This window comes from Agromyces flavus (genome assembly GCF_900104685.1).
GTDB classification, from domain to species: Bacteria; Actinomycetota; Actinomycetes; order Actinomycetales; family Microbacteriaceae; genus Agromyces; species Agromyces flavus.
The window spans coordinates 2,746,241-2,765,924 of sequence record NZ_LT629755.1 but is presented as its reverse complement, the minus strand read 5'-3'; the positions used below and the strand labels follow the sequence as shown (position 1 = coordinate 2,765,924).

The window sequence follows — 19,684 nt, the reverse complement described above, 5'->3', positions numbered from 1 at the left end:
GGGTTGACACCGTCCGCTTCCAGTGGCCATCGTCGCAGCATGATCGAGCCCACGCCGATCGAGGACTATGCGCTCATCGCGGACGGCGCCTCCGGGGCGCTCGTCTCCCGAGACGGGAGCATCGACTGGCTCTGCCTCCCGCGCTTCGACTCGCCGTCGGTGTTCGCGGCGCTCCTCGGCGGTCCCGAGGCCGGACACTGGTCCCTGCGTCCGACGGCGGACGATGCCCGTGCCGAGCGCGAGTACGTCCCCGGCACGTTCGTGCTGCGCACCACCTGGCGCACGGCGGACGCGGAGGCGGAGGTCGTCGACTTCATGCCGTTCCGAGACGGCCGCAGCAACCTCGCCCGCGTGGTCCGCGGCATCTCGGGGTCCATGGAGTTCGAGGACGTGATCCGGCTCCGGTTCGACTACGGCGACCTGCGGCCGTGGGTTCGCCGGGTGCCGGAGGACGGCGGCGAGGCCATCCTGGCGATCGCCGGTCCCGACGCCGTCGTCATCCGCGGGGTCCCGCACCACGCCGAGGACGGGGCGCACGTCGCGCGCTTCACCGTCTCCGCGGGTGAGGCCATGCATGTCGGCCTCACGCGCTACGCCTCGCACGTCGAGCCGCCGGTCCCGATCGACCTGCCCGGAATCCTTGAGTGGACGATCGACTGGTGGCAGGACTGGGCGTCGCGGAGCAAGCCGCCCTCGCCGTACGACCGCGAGGTTCAGCGGTCCCTCCTCATCCTGCGGGGACTGACGCATGATGAGACGGGCGGCGTGGTCGCGGCGGCGACGACGAGCCTGCCCGAGGAGATCGGCGGCTCGCGCAATTGGGACTACCGGTACGTGTGGCTGCGCGATGCGGCCCTGACGATCGAGGTACTGCTCGACCACGGCTACCGCGAGGAGGCCGAGAAGTGGCGGCGTTGGCTGCTCCGGGCGATCGCCGGCGACCCGTCCCGCATCCAGATCATGTACGACGTGGAGGGCGCCCGCCTCCTCCCCGAGATCGAGTTGGCCCACCTGCCCGGGTATGCCGGCTCGGCCCCCGTCCGCATCGGCAATGCCGCATACACGCAGGTGCAGTGGGACGTCTATGGCGAGGTCATGGTGGCCCTGCATGCGGCGCGCATCGCCGGCGTGCACGAGGACGAGTTCTCGTGGCCGCTCCAGACCGCGCTGCTCGAGTTCCTCGCCGCGAACTGGCAGCGCCCCGATCGGGGGATCTGGGAGATCCGGGGACCCGATCGGCACTTCACGCACTCGAAGGCGATGATCTGGGCGGCCTTCGACCGCGGCGTCCGCGGGATCGAGGAGTTCGGGCTGGACGGCCCGCTCGAGCGGTGGCGACTCGTGCGCGACGAGGTGCACGACGACATCCTGCGTCGCGGCTTCGACGCCGAGCGCGGCACGTTCACCCAGTACTACGGCGGGCGAGGCACGGATGCCGCGCTGCTCCAGCTTCCGCACATCGGGTTCATCGAGGCCGACGACCCCCGCATGCTGGGCACGGTGCGCGCGATCGAGGACGAGTTGCTGCGCGATGGGCTCCTGCTCCGGTACCGCACCGAGACCGACGTCGACGGCCTGCCCGGCGACGAGAACCCCTTCCTCGCATGCTCGTTCTGGCTGGTCGAGCAGTACGCCGCATCCGGTCGCCTCGCCGACGCCAAGGCCTTGATGCAGCGCCTGACGTCGTTCGTCAACGACGTCGGCATGCTGAGCGAGGAGTACGACCCCATCCATCGGCGGCAGATGGGCAACACGCCGCAGGCGCTCTCGCACCTCACGCTCGTGCGTGCGGCCGACGCGATCGGGCGCGTTGTCGAAGGGCGTGCGGACACGCTGCCCGAGGTCCGCGGCGAGTGATCTCCGAGCACCCGCGCCGATGGACTTGACAGGGGATCGCGGCGGTGGTCAGGTCGGAATCGTGGGGAAGCCGACGCCGATCGAGGACTACGCACTCGTTGCCGACGGTGCCGCCGGCGCCCTCGTCTCGCGACACGGGAACATCGACTGGCTCTGCCTGCCCCGCTACGACTCGCCATCGATGTTCGGCGCCCTGCTCGGCGGCGCCGAGGCGGGCCACTGGTCGCTGCATCCGGTCGAGTCGAGCGCCGAGCCGACGCGCGAGTACGTCGAGGGCACGCTCGTGCTGCGAACCACGTGGCGGTCGCCGGATGGCGCGGAAGTGGAGGTGCTCGACTTCATGCCCTTCCGCGACGGCCGCCGCAACCTGATCCGTCGGGTCCGCGGCGTGACCGGCACGATGCGCTTCCGCGGCACGATCCGCTTCCGATTCGACTACGGAAGCCAACGCCCGTGGGTGCGCCAGATCGAGGAGCCCGAGGGACGCGCCGTGCTCGCGGTCGCCGGACCCGAGGCGGTCATCCTCCGGGGGGCGCCGCATCACGCCGAGGACGGTTCGCACGTCACCGAGTTCACGGTCGAGCCGGGCGACGTCGTCGACCTCAAGCTCACCCGGTTCCCGTCGCACCTCGACCCTCCGTCGGGCATCGACGTGGACTCCGAGCTCGACTGGACGATCGACTGGTGGCAGGACTGGACCGGGCGGCGCCGTCGCGCCGAGCCGTACCACCGGGAAGTCGAGCGCTCGCTGTTGGTGCTCCGCGCCCTGACCAACGACGAGACCGGCGGCATCGTCGCGGCGGCGACGACGAGCCTGCCCGAGGAGCTCGGAGGGTCGCGCAACTGGGACTACCGGTACGTGTGGCTGCGGGACGCGGCGCACACCATCGAGGTCCTGCTCGCCCACGGCTATCGGGAGGAGGCGCAGAAGTGGCGCGCCTGGCTGCTGCGCGCCATCGCGGGCGATCCGTCGGCCGTGCAGATCATGTACGACGTCGACGGCGGCCGCCGACTGCCCGAGACCACGCTCGACCACCTGCCCGGCTACGCGGGATCGGCTCCCGTTCGCATCGGGAACGCGGCCTACCGGCAGGCGCAGTGGGATGCGTACGGCGAGGTCATGCTCGCGCTCGCCGCGGCCCGCAACGCGGGGATCGAGGAGACCGAGTTCTCGTGGCCGCTGCAGCGGGAGCTGCTCGACTTCCTGGTCCGGAACTGGCACCGGCCCGACCGCGGCATCTGGGAGATCCGCGGACCGGAGCGGCACTTCACGCACTCGAAGGCGATGGTCTGGGCGGCGCTGCAGTGCGGCATCCTCTCGGTCGAGAAGTTCGACCTGCGCGGGAACGTCGAAATGTGGCGGCAGGTGCGCGACCAGATCCGCGACGACATCCTGCAGCACGGGTTCGACGCCGATCGCGGCACGTTCACGCAGTACTTCGGCGGCGGGGGCACGGATGCCGCGTTGCTGCTGCTTGCACCGATCGGATTCATCGCGCCGGACGATCCGCGCATGCTCGGCACGGTGGAGGCGATCGAGCGGGAGCTGTTGCGCGACGGATTGCTGCTGCGATACCGCACCGAGACCGACGTCGATGGGCTGCCGGGCGACGAGAACCCGTTCCTCGCCTGCTCGTTCTGGCTCGTCGAGCAGTACGCGTCCTCCGGCCGGCTCGACGACGCGACGGCCCTCATGGACCGGCTCGTGGGTTTCGCCAACGACGTCGGCCTGCTGAGCGAGGAGATCGACCCGGCTCGCCGGGCGCACATGGGCAACACGCCGCAGGCGCTCTCGCACCTCTCGCTCGTGCGGGCGGCCGATGCCATCGCGCGCGTGAGCGATCCCGCCGCGCGGGATGCGACCATGGGCGCCGTCCGCGGCTGGTGAGCCGCCAACCGACGCCATCCGGCAGGATGGGGACATGGCGCAGGGCCCGTACCAGCTCGTCGACGTCGATGGACGCCGGCTGCGCCTGACGAGCCTCGACAAGGTCATGTACCCCGAGACGGGCATGACCAAGGGCGAGATGATCGCGTACTACGCCGAGATCGCGCCCACCATGCTGCCGCACGTTGCGGGCCGCGCCATCACGCGCAAGCGCTGGGTCAACGGGGTCGGCACACCCGATCATCCCGCCCAGGCGTTCTTCGAGAAGAACCTCGAGGAGCACGCGCCCGAGTGGATCCGACGCGGTGTGCAGCACCACTCCGACGGCGACAAGTCGTACCCGATCGCCGACAGCCGGGCCACGCTCGTGTGGCTCGCGCAGATGGGCGCGATCGAGCTGCACGTGCCGCAGTGGCGGTTCGATCCGTCGGGGGAGCCCGCGAACCCCGACCGCATGGTGTTCGACCTCGACCCGGGGCCGGGCATGGGCCTCGCCGAGTGTGCCGAGGTCGCGCGGCTGGTCCGTGCCATCCTGCAGCACATGGGACTCGAGGCGGTCCCGGTCACGAGCGGGAGCAAGGGCCTCCAGCTGTACGCCGCGCTCGACGGCTCGCAGACCTCTGAGCAGGTGAGCGCGGTCGCGCACGAGCTCGCGAAAGCGCTCGAGGCCGATCATCCCGATCTCATCGTCTCCAACATGCGCAAGAGCCTGCGCGAGGGCCGGATCCTCATCGACTGGAGCCAGAACAACGCGAACAAGACGACCATCGCGCCGTACTCGCTGCGCGGTCGATTCCGTCCGACCGTGGCGGCCCCGCGCACGTGGGACGAGCTCGACGACCCGGATCTCCGCCATCTCGAGGCCGACGAGGTGGTCGCGTTGGTCGCCGAACGCGGCGATCCGATGCTCGCGGTCACCGCGGCATCCGCCGAGGGCCCGCTCAGCACCTACCTCTCGATGCGCACGGCCGGCTCGACGCCCGAGCCCATGCCCGAGTCGCCGTGGGGGGTGGCGAACGACGGCGACCCGCGGTTCGTGATCCAGGAGCACCACGCTCGCCGACTGCACTACGACCTGCGGCTCGAGCGCGACGGCGTGCTGAAGAGCTGGGCCGTGCCCAAGGGCGTTCCCGAGACCGCCGATCGCAACAACCTCGCCGTGCAGACCGAGGACCACCCCATGCAGTACCTCGTCTTCGAGGGCACGATCCCCGAGGGACAGTACGGCGCGGGCGGCATGACCGTGTGGGATACCGGCACCTACGAGACCGAGAAGTGGCGCGACGACGAGGTGATCTTCACGCTCACGGGTCGCGTCGGCGGGCCGCTCGGTCGCGTGCGACTCGCCCTCATCCGCACGCAGGGCCAGGGCGAGAAGAGCCAGTGGCTGCTGCACCGCATGAAGGAGCAGCACCACGCCGAGGCGGGCGACGGCCGAGCGGATGCCGCGGGCGGGGGCTCGGACGAACCGCCGTGGGCTGCGTCCCGGCCGTCGCGGTCACGCGCGCGCCGCGGCCCCACGCCCTCCGACATCTCGTCGCCGGATTCCGACGATCACCCTCCTGCCGCGGCGATCGAGTTGTCGCCCATGCTCGCCGTGCCCGGCACGGCCGCGCTCGCCGCGGGCGCTGACTGGGCGCTCGAGTGGAAGTGGGACGGCATCCGGCTGCTCGCTCGCGTGGACGACGGCGCGGTCCGGCTGGTCAGTCGGAAGGGCATCGACCAGACCGCGACGTATCCCGACCTGGCCGGCATCGCGCGCGTGCTGCGGGCCGACGCCGTGGTCGATGGCGAGGTGGTCGCGCTCGACGAGCGCGGCCGGCCCGACTTCGGGCTGCTGCAGCAGCGCATGAACCTGACCAAGCCGCGGGAGATCGCCGCGGCCGCGAAGGCCGTGCCTGTGGTGCTGCACCTCTTCGACGTGCTCGAGGTCGCAGGGACGCCGACGCTCGACGAGCCGTACACGCGTCGTCGCGAACGGTTGGAGCGGCTGTTCCGCGCGCGTGACGATGTGCCCGTCGACGTGCCGCCCGTCGTCGACGGCGACCCGGATGCGGCCCTCGACGAGGCGCGGCGGCTCGGCCTCGAGGGGGTCGTGGCGAAACGGCGCCGGTCGACGTATCGGCCGGGCGTCCGCAGCGACGACTGGGTGAAGCTCAAGCTCACCCGCACCCAGGAGGTGGTGATCGGCGGCTACCGCAAGGGCGTCGGCGCACGGGAGGGCCGCATCCGGTCGTTGCTCGTCGGCATCCCCGACTCGGGCGGGCTGCGCTACGCCGGCCGTGTCGGCTCGGGGCTGCGCGAGCGTGATGCCGAGCGGCTGCTGGCGCGGCTCGACGAGCTCCACGAGGCGGCGGCGCCGTTCCACGACGTCCCGGCGACCGACGTGGTCGACGCGGTGTGGGTGCGACCCGAGCTGGTGGGCGAGATCGAGTTCGGCGAGTGGACGCGGACCGGGGTGGCGCGACATCCGAGGTGGCGCGGGCTGCGGCCCGACAAGCGCCCGGATGACGTCGTGCTCGAGACCTGATCGCTCGCGTATCCGAATTCGGCAGAACATCTCGTATTTCGAAGGAAAACGCGAGGAATCATCGACCTGGGGGTCCCACGTCCCCCATTGGGGGGTAAGGTGCGATTCGTGGGCACTCTCTTCTACGGCGACTCAGGAACCCCGGTCGACATCGACGACCGGGCCCTCGCGCACCTCAAGATCGCGATCACGACCAAGCTCCGTCGCGGCGAGAGCTTCATGTTCTCGTGGCGGCACGGCGGCGGCGAGCCGCGCGGCCGCAGCTCGCTTTGGCTGCACCCGGCCATCCCCCTCCGCTTCGTCTTCGAGGCGGTCGAGCCACCCGAACTCAGCCGCGACTGGATCGAGGAACTGATGCGCTCGGCCAACGCGAGCGGCGGCATCGTCATCGACCTGCGCGAGTTCGAGGTCGAGCGCCCGGGTCCGAAGCCGGTCGAGGCCGCCTAGCGTCCCGAGCGGCGGCCGAGGCGTCGTCGACGCCATCAGCGCCGGCGGAGCTCGCCCGCCGCGGGACAGTCGAACGGATCCCGGGCCGCGAGGCCGACCCGATTGAGGTATCGGACCACGATGCCGTAGGAGTCGATGAGGCTCGTCTCGGTGTACGGGACGCCGAGCGACCGGCAGTGCTCGCGCACGATCTCGCGTGCCCTCGCGAGATGCGGACGGGGCATGCTCGGGAACAGGTGATGCTCGACCTGGTGGTTCAACCCGCCCATCAGCGGGCTCGTCCACCGGCCGGTGATGTTCCGGCTGGTGAGGACCTGCTTGGACAGGAAGTCGAGCTTCGCGCCGGCGGGCACGAGCGGCATGCCCTTGTGGTTGGGGGCGAACGAGGCGCCCATGTACACGCCGAACACCGCGAGCTGCACCCCGAGGAACGCGAAGGCCATGCCGAGCGGGAGCGCCCAGAAGACGACGGCGACGTAGAGCGCGATCCGCAGCCCGATGGTCGTGAGCTCGAGGGCGCGGCCCGGGATCGCGCGCCGCTCGAACAGCGAGCGGATCGAGGTCACGTGCAGGTTGATGCCCTCGAGCAGGAGGAGCGGGAAGAACAGCCATCCCTGCCGACGCGTGATCCAGCCCATCAGCCCACGTTGGCGGGCCGCGGATTCTTCCGTGAACGAGATCGTGTCGAACTCGATGTCGGGGTCCTTGCCCCGCTGGTTCGGGTTCGCGTGGTGGCGGGTGTGCTTGGTCATCCACCACTGGTAGCTGATGCCGACCACCGCGGTCGCGACGAGCCGGCCCACGCGGTCGTTCGCCTTGCCCGAGGCGAGGACCGCGCGGTGCGACGCCTCGTGCGCGAAGAACGCGAACTGCGTGAAGATGATGCCGAGCGCCGCGGCGATGAGCAGTTGGAACCAGGAGTCGCCGAGCAGCACGAACCCCGTCACGGCCCCGCCGAGCGCGAGCGCGAGCCCGCCCACGAGCAGCCCGTAGAACCAGGGCGTCCGCCGCAGCAGCCCGCTCTCCTTGATGACCTGGGAGAGCGCCGAGTAGCTCTGCGTGACATGCGGCCGATCGCCGCGGGGGGTGGTGCTGCGCACCGCGCCGAGGCGCGCGGGTACGGCGGAAGAGATGGTCGTGATGATCCGGCCCGTCGTCGTCGACTTCCCAGCCGGTGTGTCACGGGCGACCGCCCGTTGCAGATGCCGCAAGCCTACGGGCCGTGCCTGCGTGTGGGGTGTGGGTTCACACGGACGGACTCGGGACGTACCATGCCCCCCGGTCACTCGCCCGCGTCGTCGACGAGCAGCTGCAGCAGCGCCGTCTCGCGCCCGCCACGGAGGCTGACCAGCCGCCCGTGTTCGTACGCCTCGATGACGCGCGGGTCGACGTAGCTCGCCTTGGCGATCGTCGGCGTGTTGCCGAGCACCTCGCTCGCGTGCACGATCGCCTCGCGAACGGATGCGTCGCGCGCGCGCTTGGTCGACGCCGTACCGAGCTGCGCGAGACGGTCCGCCGCGGCGACGGTGCCCCGCAGCGTGCGGAAGTCCTTCGCGGTGAAGTCGCCGCCCGTGCGTCCGCGGATGTCCTCGTTCACGTCGACCGGTCCGAGCGGGCGCATCCGCCTGCCCTGCTCGTGCGCATAGAGGCGCGACGCGGGCGAGCGGCCCTCCATGCCCCGCACGAAGGCGGCGAGCGCCGGGTCGACGAGCATCAGGTCCTGCGCGATGCCGCCCTTGGCGCGGAACCGCAGGCGCACGGCGTCGGCCCCCTCCAGGCGCGCGTTGCGCACGAGCAGCGTCGTGAGGCCCCGGCTCCGCGCGGTCGCCAGCGACTCCTCCGAGCCGATGCGGATGGCGCCGAGATCCAGTGTGCGGAACGCCGCCGCCAGCACCCGCTCGCGCGTGAGCCCCTCGAGGCCGAGGTCGCGGCCCACGCTGCGGCGCGCGCCGGGCAGCGCCTCGGCGAGGTCGGTCATGCGCAGGAACTTCTCCATGTCCTGCTTCTCGCGCCATACCGGGTGGTAGAGGTACTGGCGGCGGCCGGCCGCGTCGACGCCGACCGCGAGGATGTGCGCGTTCGGCGCCTCGGCGATCCACACGTCCTGCCAGGCGGGCGGGATCGCGAGGTCCGCGATCCGCTCCCGGTCGGCACGGCTGACCGCCGTGCCGTCGGCGTGACGGTACGTGAAGCCGCGGCCGCTGCGGCGGCGCGTGATGCCGGGCGACGCGTACGGTTCGACGCGTCGCAGTCGCGGCATCCGATGCCCCTCAGTGGTTGCGCAGGGCGCTGATGAGCTCGCCCTTGCGCTTGCTGCTGTAGCCGCTCAGGCCCAGTTCCTTCGCCCGCTTCTTCAGTTCGGGGACCGTCCAGTCGTCGTAGTCGCCCGACTTGCCGCCCTTCCGGCCGACGGAGCTGCGACCGCGCGCCGCGGCGGCGTTCGAGATGCGGGCCGCCTTCTCCTTGGAATTGCCCTCGTCGCGAAGCTTCTCGTAGAGCTCCGGATCCTTCAGGGACGATTGCCCTCGTCGGTTCGCCGGCATGATGTGCTCCTTTCCACTCGTGTCAGCCGCCTACAGCGGCTTGCCCCCCGTGACCGGGAGGATCGCGCCCGACGTGTAGGACGCGTCGTCGGACGCGAGGTAGACGTAGGCGCCCGCGAGCTCGGCCGGCTGGCCGGCGCGGCCGAGCGGCGTGTCCTGGCCGAACTTCGGCAGCTTGTCGGGCCACCCCGTCGCCGGGATCAGCGGCGTCCAGATCGGGCCCGGTGCGACCGAGTTGACGCGGATGCCGCGGGGCCCGAGCTCCTCGGCGAGTGCCCGGGTGAATGCGACCAGCGCGGCCTTGGTCATGGCGTAGTCGACCAGGCGCGACGACGGGTCGAAGCCCTGGATCGACGAGGTCGTGATGATCGAGGATCCCGCCGGCATCCGAGGCACGGCGGCTCGCGCGAGGAACACCGTCGCGTACAGGTTGGTGCGCATGACCGCGTCGAAGTCGTCGCTCGGGATCTCGTCGATGCCGCCCCGGTCGCGCTGGTGCGCGGCGTTGAGCACGAGGAGGTCGAGGCCGCCGAGGGCATCGCACGTGCGGTCGACGAGGTCGGTGCAGTGCTGCTCCTCGCGCAGGTCGCCCGGCAGCAGTTCGACGCGCCGGCCGGCGTCCTCGACCCACCGCGCGGTCTCCTCGGCGTCGGACTGCTCGGCGGGCAGGTAGGAGATCGCCACGTCGGCCCCTTCACGCGCGAACGCGATCGCGACCGCGCGTCCGATGCCGGAGTCGCCGCCGGTGATGAGCGCACGGCGGCCGGCGAGCCGCTCGTGCCCGCGGTAGCTGTGCTCGCCGTGATCGGGCTGCGGGCTCATCGCCGGCGTCAGCCCGGGGGGTTGCTGCTCCTGGCGCGGGAACGGCTCGGCGTGGTGCTTGGTCGTCGGGTCGGTCAGATGGTCGGTCACGGGATCCCCCTCGCGTGCATCGTCCGGATCGTCCTGTCCGCATCCACGCTAGGCGCGGGCATCGACGGGGTCGACGGGATTGACAGGGCAGCGGGGTCCGCTCACCATGCGGTCGCGCCGCGGTCGCGGCAGCGCGAGATCCGCCCCCGCTCGGCGCGCGCTCAGAGCGGTATGGTCAGTGCATGGGCACGCTGTTCTACGGCGACGCCGCCACGCCGATCGGCATCGAGGATCGCGCCCTAGCGCACTTGAAGGTCGCGATCATCACCAAGCTGCGCCGTGGCGAGTCGTTCACACTGTCGTGGCAGCACCCCGATGACCAGCCGCGAGGCCGCAGCACGCTCTGGCTGCACCCGAACATCCCGCTCCGGTTCGTATTCGAGGAGCCCGAACCGCCCGACCTGAGTCGAACCTGGATCGAGACGCTCATGCGATCCGCGAACTCGACCGGCGGTATCCAGCTCGTGCCCGAACAGCTCGACACCGGGCCGATCGCGACGGTTGATCCGCTCGCGACCGAACCCGGTGCCGAGAATGCCGCGTCCTGACGCGGCCGAGCGTCCTACGCCCTCAGGTCGGGGTCCGAACCGACGATGCCATCGCTCGTCGGCGGATTCGTCGAACCGGGGGCCACGGTTCCGCCGTAGCCATAGCCGGCCGTGCCCGCAGTGGGCCCGCCGGCGCCGGCCGACGTCTCCTGCCCGCCGTGGACCTCGCCGCGCCATGCGCCGCTCTCGGTCTGCCGCTTCTCGATGTACTCCTTGAAGCGGTGGAGGTCGCGCTTCACCTGGGCGTCATCGAGCTGCAGCGCCGCGCCGGCCTTCTCCACGAAGCCCTCCGGCTCCCACTCGATCGTGAGGTCGATGCGGGTGCGGTCGGGCGAGACCTGACGGAAGTTCACGCGGCCGCGGTGACTCACCTCGGCCGTCGTGCTGCGCCACGCCACGTGGTCGTCAGGCACCTGGTCGGAGATGTCCGCATCGAACTCGCGCTTGACGCCCGCGATCGACACGATCCAGTGCGTCGTGGTGTCGTCGAGCTGGCGCACGGACTCCACGCCGCCCATGAAGTGGGGGAACGACTCGAACTGCGTCCACTGGTCGTAGGCCGTGCGGACCGGCACGTCGACCTCGGTACCCGCGGTGACGGTCGTGCTCATGTTGATCCTCCGTTCCGGACGCGCTGGGTGCGCGCCCTCGGCCACGGTAGGCAGCGGCGGGAACGGGAATCGAGGGGGTTGCAGCGCTCCGGGGCGGCTGGTACGAACAGACTCAGGGGAAGTCCAGCGAGCGATCCGGGGGTGCGCGATGGCGGAGCAGCGAACGGATATCGAGCGGTGGTGGCCTCATCTCTCCATCGACGCCAAGCACGCGGTCCTCGCCGACCCGGCGGGCCCGCTGGCCGAGGTGGTGCGCGAGGAGATCAGCGCGATGACCGGCAGGCCGGCACCCGAGCGGCTCGACGCCGATGACGTCGACTACATCCGGACCCAGGTCGAAGCGGTCGACTGACCGACGTGGCCGTGCCCCGCTGCGTCACTCGATCTCGAACGGCTCGTCCTCAGGCGGCTCGGGCACGTACTGCAGGCCGGCCGTGCTGTTGGCCGAGAGGAGCATCTGCTCGATCCAGAGGCGGTTCAGCTTGGGCGGGCGGTTCCCGCTGAAGATGAACTGGAGCGGGATCGACTCGTGCAGCCACAGGGTCGTGCGTCCGCTGCCGTGCTCGATGCCGTGATCCCACGTCATGGCGAAGCTCTCGGACCGACGCAGCTTGTTGATGATGGCCACCCGCAGATGCGCGAGCGTCCGATCCTCGATCTCGATCTCCCGGTTGGAGGAGTTGTAGATGAGCTTGCCCATGGCGGAATGCTAACGAACACGGACGGCCTTCGGAGCACTCTCGCGTGAGGAGCGGGTCAGGGATGACGAACGATGAAGGACTTCCGGCGATCCGGCGGCTCGAGGACCTCGAGGGCAGGTTGGGCGAGGCACGTTCCTACGTCCGCTACTCCGAGGGCCCGGCGCACGACGCCGACGGCGGCTCGGTCGACACCGAGAGCGGTCTGGAGCTGCCGGGACTCTCCGTGAATCCGCTCGACCCGGAGGACTGGTGGACGAGGCCGGTTGCCGACTGGCTGGCGCGCCAGCTCTGCCAGTACAAGCACCTGCGCGACTCGAACCGCGAGCGCCGGGCGTGGCTCGTGCGCGGGCAGGTCGTCGGACGCGGTCCGGACTGCGAGCCGCTGCTCGCCGACGTCGAGTATGTCGGTCTCCTCGACGAGGCACTGCTCGATGAAGCCGAGCGTCGGTACCGGGAGCGCTTCGACGCGGGCGAGGGGCCCGAGGGATCGGAGGGCTGAGTCCGCTCCGATGGCGGGCGTGAAGGGTGTCAACCCCCTCGCGGCGCTTCAGGCGTCCTTGTTGGGATGACGCCATGAGAGCTGTGACCTGGCATGCCGCCCGAGACGTCCGCGTCGACGAGGTCGACGACCCGAGGATCGTCGAGCCGACCGACGCGATCGTCCGCATCACGTCGACGGCGATCTGCGGCTCCGACCTGCACCTGCTCGACGTCTTCGGTCCGCTGATGCACCGCGGCGACATCCTCGGCCACGAGCCCATGGGCATCGTCGAGGAGGTCGGTGCGGACGTCGAACGCATCGCCGTCGGAGACCGCGTCGTGGTGCCGTTCGTCATCGCGTGCGGCCACTGCCGGATGTGCCGGGCCGGCCTTCCAACGCAGTGCGAGACCACCCGCAACGACGACCAGGGCACCGGCGCGAGCCTGTACGGCTACACCGAGCTCTACGGCCAGGTCCCCGGCGGACAGGCGGAGGCGATGCGCGTGGTCCTCGCCGATGCGAACCTACGCGTGGTCGGTCGCGACCTGCCGGACGAGCGCTACCTGTTCCTGTCCGACGTGCTGCCGACCGCCTGGCAGGCGGTGGAGTACTCCGGCGCGCAGCCCGGCGACACGCTCGCCGTCGTCGGACTCGGGCCGATCGGGCAGATGGCCGTCCGCGTCGCGCGGCACCGCGGCATCCGTGTCGTCGGGGTCGACCCGGTGCCCGAACGGCGGCTCATGGCCGAGCGCTACGGTGCCGAGCCGATCGACTTCGAGGAGCACGAGCAGGCCGTCGATGCGCTCGCGAGCACGACCGTCGGCCAGGGCCCCGACGCGGTCATCGACGCCGTCGGCCTCGAGGCGCACGGCAATCCCGCGACGGCGCTCGTGCAGAACATCGTCGGCAGCATGCCGTCGGGGCTGGGGAAGCCGATGATGACGAAGGCCGGCGTGGATCGGTTGAGCGCGCTGCAGCTCGCCATCGACGGCGTCCGACGCGGCGGAACCCTGTCGGTCGTGGGCGTGTACGGCGGCAACGCCGACCCCATGCCGATGCTGCGGATCTTCGACAAGCAGCTCACGCTGCGCTTCGGGCAGGCGAACGTCCAGCGCTGGTTCGACGACATCCTGCCGCTCGCGGAGGCCGAGGACGACCCGCTCGGGCTCGAGGACTTCGCCACGCATCGAGCACCGCTCACCGACGCCGCTGAGCTGTACGACCTGTTCAAGAAGAAGGAGGAGGGCTGCGTGAAGGTGGTCCTGCGCCCCTGATGAGCACCGCTCACCCCCCGCACGGGGGAAAAGCGCTTCTCCGGAGAGCCGCTTCTGTCAAGGCCCTTCTCGCCCGCATCCCTGCCACCGTACGTTGGGCGCGTCCGGGGGATGGGACAGACGAACGGGGTTGCACATGCGATTCGGACACCGCGCCCTTGCCGCGACCGCACTGGTCGGGTCGGCAGGGCTCCTGCTCGGCGGATGCGCCGTGGGGACCGGGGGACAGGCCGGCGAGACCGATGCGGAATACGATCCGGACGCCGACCTCTCCGGCACCCTGTCGGTCATGGGCTTCTCGGCGGACACCGACGAGGTCTCCTCGACCCGTGCGGAGATGGCCGAGGCCGAACTCGGCGACGTCGAGTTGGAGCTCATCGAGGGCGAACTCGACATCCAGCAGTTCCTCTCCTCCGTCGCGTCGGGTGAGCCGCCGAGCCTGCTCTACGCCTCTCGCAACCAGATCGGGTCGCTCGCGGCGCGTGGCGCCATCATCCCCCTCGAGGATTGCATCGACGGCGAGGGCATCGAGACCGGCGACATCGTCGAGTCGGCGCTCGACCAGGTGACGCTCGACGGCACGATCTACGGCATCCCCGAGTTCAACACCGTGCAGGTGACCATGGCGAACGCCGACCTGCTCGACGCCGCGGGCGTCTCGATCGAGGACGTCAACGGCTCCGATCGCGAAGCCATGACCGAAGCTGCCGGCAAGCTCGTGCAGAGCGAGGGTGACAACGTGAGCGTCATCGGCTTCGACAGCAAGCTGCCGGAGTTCCTGCCGCTCTGGGTCCAGGCAGCGGGCGGCTCGATCCTCAGCGACGACGGCCGGACCGCACAGCTCGACTCCGACGAGGCGGTCGAAGCCCTCGAGTGGGCGGCGGGGATCTACGACGAGCAGGGCGGATGGCCGGCGATCAAGGCGACACGCGACTCGGCCGACTTCTTCGGTTCGGGCAACCAGTTCGCGACGAACACGCTCGGCGCCATGCCGATGGAGCAGTGGTACATCAACGTCCTCAACGAGGTCTCGGCCGATGCGCCCATGGCCTTCGACACCGTGCGAACGACCGGCGGCGAGCCGACCGCGTACGCGACGGGTCAGGCGTGGGCCATCCCGTCCGGCAGTGACAACCCAGAAGCAGCGTGCCGCTGGGCGCGGGTGATGACCTCGATCGATGCGTGGCGCGCGGCCGCGCAGGCCCGACTCGACGCTCGTGAAGCCGAGGGCCTCACCTTCACGGGCATCCTGACCGGCAACACCGTGGCCGACGAGGAGATCCAGGGCATGACGACGGCCGATGAGGAGCCGTGGGCCTCCGCGGTCGCCGCGATGTACGAGGCGAACGAGAACACCTTCTCGCTGCCCGCCAATCCCGCCGACGCCGAGTTCCAGGACGCGATGTTCGATGCGGTCAACAGCGTCCTGAACGGTGAGGCCGAGCCGGCCGATGCGCTTGCGAAGGCGCAGGAGGCGGCGCAGGCGGCGCTCGACGACGGCTGGGCGGAGCTCGAGGGCGGTGAGTGATGTCCACCACGACCAGGCCGGGCATCAGCCCGGAGCCTGAGTCGATCCGCGGCCCGGCCGGCCCGCCCTTGGGGGCGGCGCCGGCCGGCGCGGTCGACCGGCGGCCGGGACGCCGCCGCGCGCGGCGGCGCAACGTGCTGTCGGCGCTCTTGTTCCTCAGCCCCTGGATCATCGGATTCCTGGTCTTCACGGCGTGGCCGATGATCTACAGTGCATATCTCTCGCTGACCGACTACGACGTGATCAACAATCCCGAATTCGTCGGGATCGAGAACTACGTCCAGCTGGCCTCCGACGAGAAGCTGCTGCTGGCCCTCGGCAACACCGCGTTCTTCACGCTCCTGCAGGTGCCGCTGTACGTGATCGTGTCGCTCGCGCTGGCCCTCCTGCTCGACCGGGCCGGACGAGCCTCCGGCTTCTTCCGCACCGTCTTCTTCCTGCCGAAGATGACGCCGCCGGTCGCGGTCGGCGTGCTGTTCCTGCTGCTGTTCAACGGCCAGAGCGGGCTCGTCAACACGGTCCTCGGCTGGTTCGGCATCGACGGCCCATCATGGACGACGGACCCCGACTGGGTGAAGCCCGGTCTCGTGTTCATGTCGCTGTGGACTGTCGGCGCGTCGGTGATCATCCTGCTGGCGGCGCTGCGGAATGTCCCGAAGGAGCTCTACGAGTCGGCGCAGCTCGATGGCGCGGGCTTCTGGCGGCAGTCGTTCAGCGTGACGCTGCCGATGATCAGCCCCGCGCTGTTCTTCGTCATCGTGGTGAACACCATCGCCGGCCTGCAGACGTTCGATGAGGCCTACACGGCGTTCTTCGGCGCCGGCAACACGACCTACAGCAACGACGCCGCGCTGTTCTACGTCATCTACCTGTTCCAGCAGGCGTTCCAGTTCCTGCACATGGGGTACGCGTCGGCGATGGCGTGGCTGCTCTTCCTGGTCATCATGATCATCACGGGGATCCAGCTGCTCGTGTCGCGCCGCCTGGTCTATTACGAGGGGGACCGATGACCACCGACATCCGCGTCGCGGCCGCTGAGAAGCAGGCCGCACGGCCCGACGTCGTCGAGCCGCCGCAGCGTCAGATCCCCGCGGGCCGGGCGGGTCAGACCCGCGGTCGCCGGCGGGTCGGCACGGTCCTGACCTGGATCGCGCTCTGCCTCATCGGCATCGTCTTCGTGTACCCGTTCATCTGGCTGGTGAGCGCGTCGTTCAAGCCGCGCAGCGAGGTGTTCGACAATCGCCTCATCCCGCAGACCTTCACGTTCGACAACTACGTCCAGGTCTGGCAGGAGGCGCCGCTGGCACTCTGGCTGCTGAACACCGCCATCGTCACCGTGCTCGCCGCGGTCACCGTCACGATCTCGAGCGCCATGGTCGCGTGGGGCTTCGCGTACTTCCGATTCCGCGGTCGCGGGTTCCTCTTCGGGCTGGTGCTCGCGACGATGATGCTGCCCGGCGCGGTCACCATGATCCCCACGTTCCTGATCTGGAACGCGCTCGGCCAAGTGGGAACGCTCACCCCTCTGTGGGCCGGCAACCTGTTCGGCAGCGCGTTCTACATCTTCCTGCTGCGCCAGTTCTTCCTCGGCCTGCCGCGCGACCTGTTCGAGGCCGCCCGCATCGACGGGGCGAGCCAGTGGGGCGTGTTCTGGCGCATCGCGCTGCCGCTGACCGGTCCGGCGCTCGCCGTCGTGCTCGTGTTCGAGGTGCAGGCGGTCTGGACCGACCTGATGAAGGCCCTGATCTACCTGCGCGACTCCAGCACCTTCACCATCCCGAGGGGCCTGAAGTCGCTCGTCGACGCCTACGGCTTCGGCGGCGAGTGGCACTGGGAGATCATCGTGACCGCGAGCGTCATCACGACCGTCCCGCTCATCATCGTGTTCTTCCTTGCGCAGAAGCGCATCATCGACGGCGTAGCCTCGACTGGCCTGAAGGGGTAGCGGCTGCCTGAAGGGGTGGCGGCTCAGCCCTCGACCGAGGTGACGTGGTGCGGCGTGCCCACGGGCTTGGACTCGCTCGAGCCGCGCTGGCGGAGCACGATCGAGAGGGCGACCATGCTGCCGACCGCGAGGAACTCGGACTGCCAGTTCTGCAGGGTGCGGTTCCAGAAGTCGGGGTTCACGACGTACTCGGCCAGGCTGATCGCGGGCTGGCCGTGCATCGCCTGCTCCTCGTTGTAGACGACCTGGCCGGCGAGCGCCTGCGCGAGCCACGAGAGCAGGAAGATCGCGCCCATCGTGATGAGCAGCGAATTGCTGTAGGCCCACGTCCTCCAGCCGCCGGCGCGGGCCCAGGCCGGGGAGTCCTCCCGCGCGTACCGACCCACGAGCTGCTCCTTGTCGGTGCCGACGCCCTCCTCGCCCGGCTGCTTGGACTCGGGCGAGCCCTTCTGGACGAGCCAGATGGTGAGCAGGATGAAGAGGAAGAACTGGAGGTACTCCGACTGCCAGTTCTCGGCGACGTCCACGATGAAGTCCGACGACGTGACGAACTGCCCCCAGGTCTCGAGCGGATGGCCGTGCTGCGCGTTCTCCTCGTTGACCACCGCCAGGCCGGCGAAGGACTGGCCGATGAGCGCGAGCACGAAGATGACGCCGAAGAAGATGCTGAGCAGGTGCTGGCGGATGCGCATGGGCTACCTCCCGGTGATGATGACGGCGAACATGTATGCGAGACCGGCGAAGATTCCGACCAGCCATGATGTGAACACGACCCTCATATCCGGAACGTATCGCCGTTCGAGCGGGAAGCACCGGGGGTTGACGAGCCGCTTCGCGGCACTCGATTGGCGCCTCGGCGGCGGGTGGGTTAGAGTAGCGGGGTTGCCTGATCAGCGGAGCTCGCGCAGGCGACATCCCATGCGCCCGTAGCTCAATGGATAGAGCATCTGACTACGGATCAGAAGGTTGGGGGTTCGAGTCCCTCCGGGCGCGCAGAAGAAGGCGGTTCGCGACAGCGGGCCGCCTTCGGCGTTCCAAGGGGACCGGGCTGTCGTCTGTGAATCCGCCGCGTACCCCGTTCGGGGACCCCGGTTCGGCCGTGACGGGCATGGAGCCCCGGGTTAGGCTCGAAGGGGTCTGATTCGCGAGGACGAGGGTTCGGCTATGAGTGGTGTGCGAGCCGTCGCCGTCGGCCGTGCGCCGATCGTGCGTCACGCTGCGCTCGTGACGGCCATGCTCGCCATCGCGGCGGCGGTCGCCGTGGCGGTCTCCGTTGAGCTCATCCACGCCGTGCATGTGGTCCACGAGAGCGACCCGGCCCATCATCGCAACGAGGGCGTGCACCTCGTGTTCGACCCGCTGTGCATCGCGGCCGCGGTGGGTGTGGCGGTCCTGCTGCTCGCGGCGCTCGCCGTGGCATCCGTGCCGCCGGGGCGCAGGCCGGGGTCGCGGCAGCGCTCAGCGTGGGCCGACCCGGGCAGGGGTGCGCTCGCGAACGCGTCGGTGTGGGCCACGATGGGCGCGCTCGCCGTGGGGGCGGCGGCCGAGGCGTTCGCCCCGCTGCCGGGCGGGCATGTCACGGCGTGCGCGCTGATCGCCGGATCGCTGGGCGCCGTCACGGGGACCGTGCACCGCCGGGCGCATCACCAGCCCGCGTACCGCTCCTTCAACATGGTGGCGATGCTCCTCGCCGCCGGATGCCTGGCGAGCATGAGCCTCACGTCGACGGGCGAGTGGTGGGTGCGCAACTTCAGTACGCTCGGCACCTCGGGCGACTTCGCGGCGGCGTGCTTCAACCTCGCGCTCATCCTGTCGGGTGGCGCGATGGCCGCCATGGCCGGCCGGCTCGCCGGCGGACTCGCTCGCCCCGAGTACGGCGCCCGGCGCGGCGCGGTCGCCACCGTCCGCGTCCTGGTCGCCGTGATCGGCCTGTCGCTCGCGGGGGTGGGACTCGTGCCGATCAACACCGAGGAGCTCATCCACAACGTCTTCGCAAGCGCCGCCGGTGCGTCGTTCTTCCTGCTCGCGTCGCTCACGCCCTGGCTGGTGCGACGGATGCCCCGCCGCCTCGTCGCGACGTCCTGGTTCTCCCTCGCGACCGAGGTGGGGGTGTGGGTGATCTACGACCGGCTCGGGCTGGCCTCGCTGACGGTGTTCGAGGTCGTCGCCTTCGCGCTGGTGTTCGTCTGGTTGATCGCCCTCGTCGTGACGACGCACCCGGCCATGCTGCACGAGCCGGCAGCGCGGTCGTCGCGGACCCGAGCGATGGTGCGGACGTCGTCGTTCGCCGTCGGCGGACCGACCGGTGGAATGGTCTCGGCGCTCGCGCGTTCATCCTGACAGAAGTTGAGTCGTGCGGACTCAACTCGTATCATCGAAGTGAAGGTGAGTCGAACCGACTCAACTTCGTGCGATGGAA

The 19,684-nt window shown here is 70.1% G+C and carries 19 protein-coding genes and 1 tRNA gene; 13 read left to right on the top strand and 7 right to left on the bottom strand.

Annotated features, from left to right (window positions below):
• The first annotated feature begins 39 nt into the window (after positions 1 to 39).
• From BLT99_RS13105 to BLT99_RS13090, 4 genes are all read left to right on the top strand, one after another.
• A complete protein-coding gene (locus tag BLT99_RS13105) occupies positions 40 to 1,857 on the top strand; it encodes a glycoside hydrolase family 15 protein (protein WP_092673265.1) in 1,818 nt (605 codons plus the stop codon).
• Positions 1,858 to 1,876: 19 nt separating this feature from the next.
• A complete protein-coding gene (locus BLT99_RS13100; RefSeq protein ID WP_092673262.1) occupies positions 1,877 to 3,745 on the top strand; it encodes a glycoside hydrolase family 15 protein in 1,869 nt (622 codons plus the stop codon).
• A gap of 34 nt (positions 3,746 to 3,779) precedes the next feature.
• Positions 3,780 to 6,275 carry an ATP-dependent DNA ligase gene (locus BLT99_RS13095; RefSeq protein ID WP_092673259.1) on the top strand — a complete coding sequence of 832 codons (2,496 nt, stop codon included), beginning with the start codon at positions 3,780 to 3,782 and terminating at the stop codon, positions 6,273 to 6,275.
• A gap of 108 nt (positions 6,276 to 6,383) precedes the next feature.
• Positions 6,384 to 6,722, top strand: a complete 339-nt coding sequence (locus BLT99_RS13090) for a DUF7882 family protein (RefSeq protein WP_092676332.1) — start codon at positions 6,384 to 6,386, stop codon at positions 6,720 to 6,722.
• Positions 6,723 to 6,757: 35 nt separating this feature from the next.
• Here BLT99_RS13090 and BLT99_RS13085 read toward each other — a convergent pair whose 3' ends face one another.
• The 4 genes from BLT99_RS13085 to BLT99_RS13070 all read right to left on the bottom strand — a co-directional run bounded on the left by BLT99_RS13085 (position 6,758) and on the right by BLT99_RS13070 (position 10,177).
• Positions 6,758 to 7,822, bottom strand: coding sequence for a fatty acid desaturase family protein (locus tag BLT99_RS13085; protein WP_229724392.1), 1,065 nt, complete (start codon positions 7,820 to 7,822; stop codon positions 6,758 to 6,760).
• A gap of 182 nt (positions 7,823 to 8,004) precedes the next feature.
• Positions 8,005 to 8,982, bottom strand: a complete 978-nt coding sequence (locus BLT99_RS13080; RefSeq protein WP_092673254.1) for a DNA topoisomerase IB — start codon at positions 8,980 to 8,982, stop codon at positions 8,005 to 8,007.
• A gap of 10 nt (positions 8,983 to 8,992) precedes the next feature.
• Entirely contained in the window at positions 8,993 to 9,265 is a 273-nt protein-coding gene (locus tag BLT99_RS13075) for a DUF7218 family protein (RefSeq protein ID WP_092673251.1), read from the bottom strand.
• Between the two features lie 30 nt (positions 9,266 to 9,295).
• A complete protein-coding gene (locus BLT99_RS13070; RefSeq protein WP_092673248.1) occupies positions 9,296 to 10,177 on the bottom strand; it encodes an SDR family oxidoreductase in 882 nt (293 codons plus the stop codon).
• 182 nt (positions 10,178 to 10,359) lie between these two features.
• Between BLT99_RS13070 and BLT99_RS13065 the strand changes: the two genes are divergently transcribed.
• The gene (locus BLT99_RS13065; protein ID WP_229724390.1) at positions 10,360 to 10,725 is read left to right on the top strand and encodes a DUF7882 family protein; all 366 of its coding nucleotides are present in this window, start codon (positions 10,360 to 10,362) and stop codon (positions 10,723 to 10,725) included.
• Positions 10,726 to 10,739: 14 nt separating this feature from the next.
• Here BLT99_RS13065 and BLT99_RS13060 read toward each other — a convergent pair whose 3' ends face one another.
• Positions 10,740 to 11,336 carry an SRPBCC family protein gene (locus tag BLT99_RS13060; protein ID WP_092673245.1) on the bottom strand — a complete coding sequence of 199 codons (597 nt, stop codon included), beginning with the start codon at positions 11,334 to 11,336 and terminating at the stop codon, positions 10,740 to 10,742.
• 148 nt (positions 11,337 to 11,484) lie between these two features.
• Between BLT99_RS13060 and BLT99_RS13055 the strand changes: the two genes are divergently transcribed.
• Positions 11,485 to 11,688, top strand: a complete 204-nt coding sequence (locus BLT99_RS13055; RefSeq protein ID WP_092673242.1) for a hypothetical protein — start codon at positions 11,485 to 11,487, stop codon at positions 11,686 to 11,688.
• 24 nt (positions 11,689 to 11,712) lie between these two features.
• Here BLT99_RS13055 and BLT99_RS13050 read toward each other — a convergent pair whose 3' ends face one another.
• Positions 11,713 to 12,036, bottom strand: coding sequence for a DUF7882 family protein (locus BLT99_RS13050; RefSeq protein WP_092673239.1), 324 nt, complete (start codon positions 12,034 to 12,036; stop codon positions 11,713 to 11,715).
• 62 nt (positions 12,037 to 12,098) lie between these two features.
• Here BLT99_RS13050 and BLT99_RS13045 point away from each other — a divergent pair, with 62 nt between their 5' ends.
• The 5 genes from BLT99_RS13045 (at position 12,099) to BLT99_RS13025 (ending at position 17,265) form a co-directional block, all read left to right on the top strand.
• Complete coding sequence (locus BLT99_RS13045; protein WP_092673236.1) at positions 12,099 to 12,536, top strand: DUF6098 family protein; 438 nt, start codon at positions 12,099 to 12,101, stop codon at positions 12,534 to 12,536.
• A 74-nt stretch (positions 12,537 to 12,610) separates the two neighbouring features.
• A complete protein-coding gene (locus tag BLT99_RS13040) occupies positions 12,611 to 13,792 on the top strand; it encodes an alcohol dehydrogenase catalytic domain-containing protein (RefSeq protein WP_092673233.1) in 1,182 nt (393 codons plus the stop codon).
• A gap of 136 nt (positions 13,793 to 13,928) precedes the next feature.
• Positions 13,929 to 15,320: an ABC transporter substrate-binding protein gene (locus BLT99_RS13035; protein ID WP_092673230.1), complete on the top strand. Its 1,392-nt coding sequence runs from the start codon at positions 13,929 to 13,931 to the stop codon at positions 15,318 to 15,320.
• The gene (locus tag BLT99_RS13030) at positions 15,320 to 16,330 is read left to right on the top strand and encodes a carbohydrate ABC transporter permease (protein WP_092673227.1); all 1,011 of its coding nucleotides are present in this window, start codon (positions 15,320 to 15,322) and stop codon (positions 16,328 to 16,330) included. The genes BLT99_RS13035 and BLT99_RS13030 overlap by 1 nt, the downstream gene beginning before the upstream one ends.
• Positions 16,327 to 17,265 (top strand): carbohydrate ABC transporter permease, encoded by a 939-nt coding sequence (locus BLT99_RS13025; protein WP_092673224.1) that lies wholly within the window; start codon positions 16,327 to 16,329, stop codon positions 17,263 to 17,265. The genes BLT99_RS13030 and BLT99_RS13025 overlap by 4 nt, the downstream gene beginning before the upstream one ends.
• A 23-nt stretch (positions 17,266 to 17,288) precedes the next feature.
• On the opposite strand, the gene BLT99_RS13020 is transcribed toward BLT99_RS13025, so the two are convergent.
• Positions 17,289 to 17,957, bottom strand: a complete 669-nt coding sequence (locus tag BLT99_RS13020; protein WP_092673221.1) for a DUF6766 family protein — start codon at positions 17,955 to 17,957, stop codon at positions 17,289 to 17,291.
• Between the two features lie 228 nt (positions 17,958 to 18,185).
• On the opposite strand from BLT99_RS13020, the gene BLT99_RS13015 reads away from it, so the two are divergent.
• Together BLT99_RS13015 and BLT99_RS13010 are read left to right on the top strand one after the other, a co-directional pair.
• Positions 18,186 to 18,258, top strand: a tRNA-Arg gene (locus tag BLT99_RS13015).
• Between the two features lie 171 nt (positions 18,259 to 18,429).
• On the top strand, positions 18,430 to 19,605 hold the full coding sequence (locus tag BLT99_RS13010; protein ID WP_133988401.1) for a DUF998 domain-containing protein: 1,176 nt from the start codon (positions 18,430 to 18,432) through the stop codon (positions 19,603 to 19,605).
• Positions 19,606 to 19,684 lie beyond the last annotated feature (79 nt).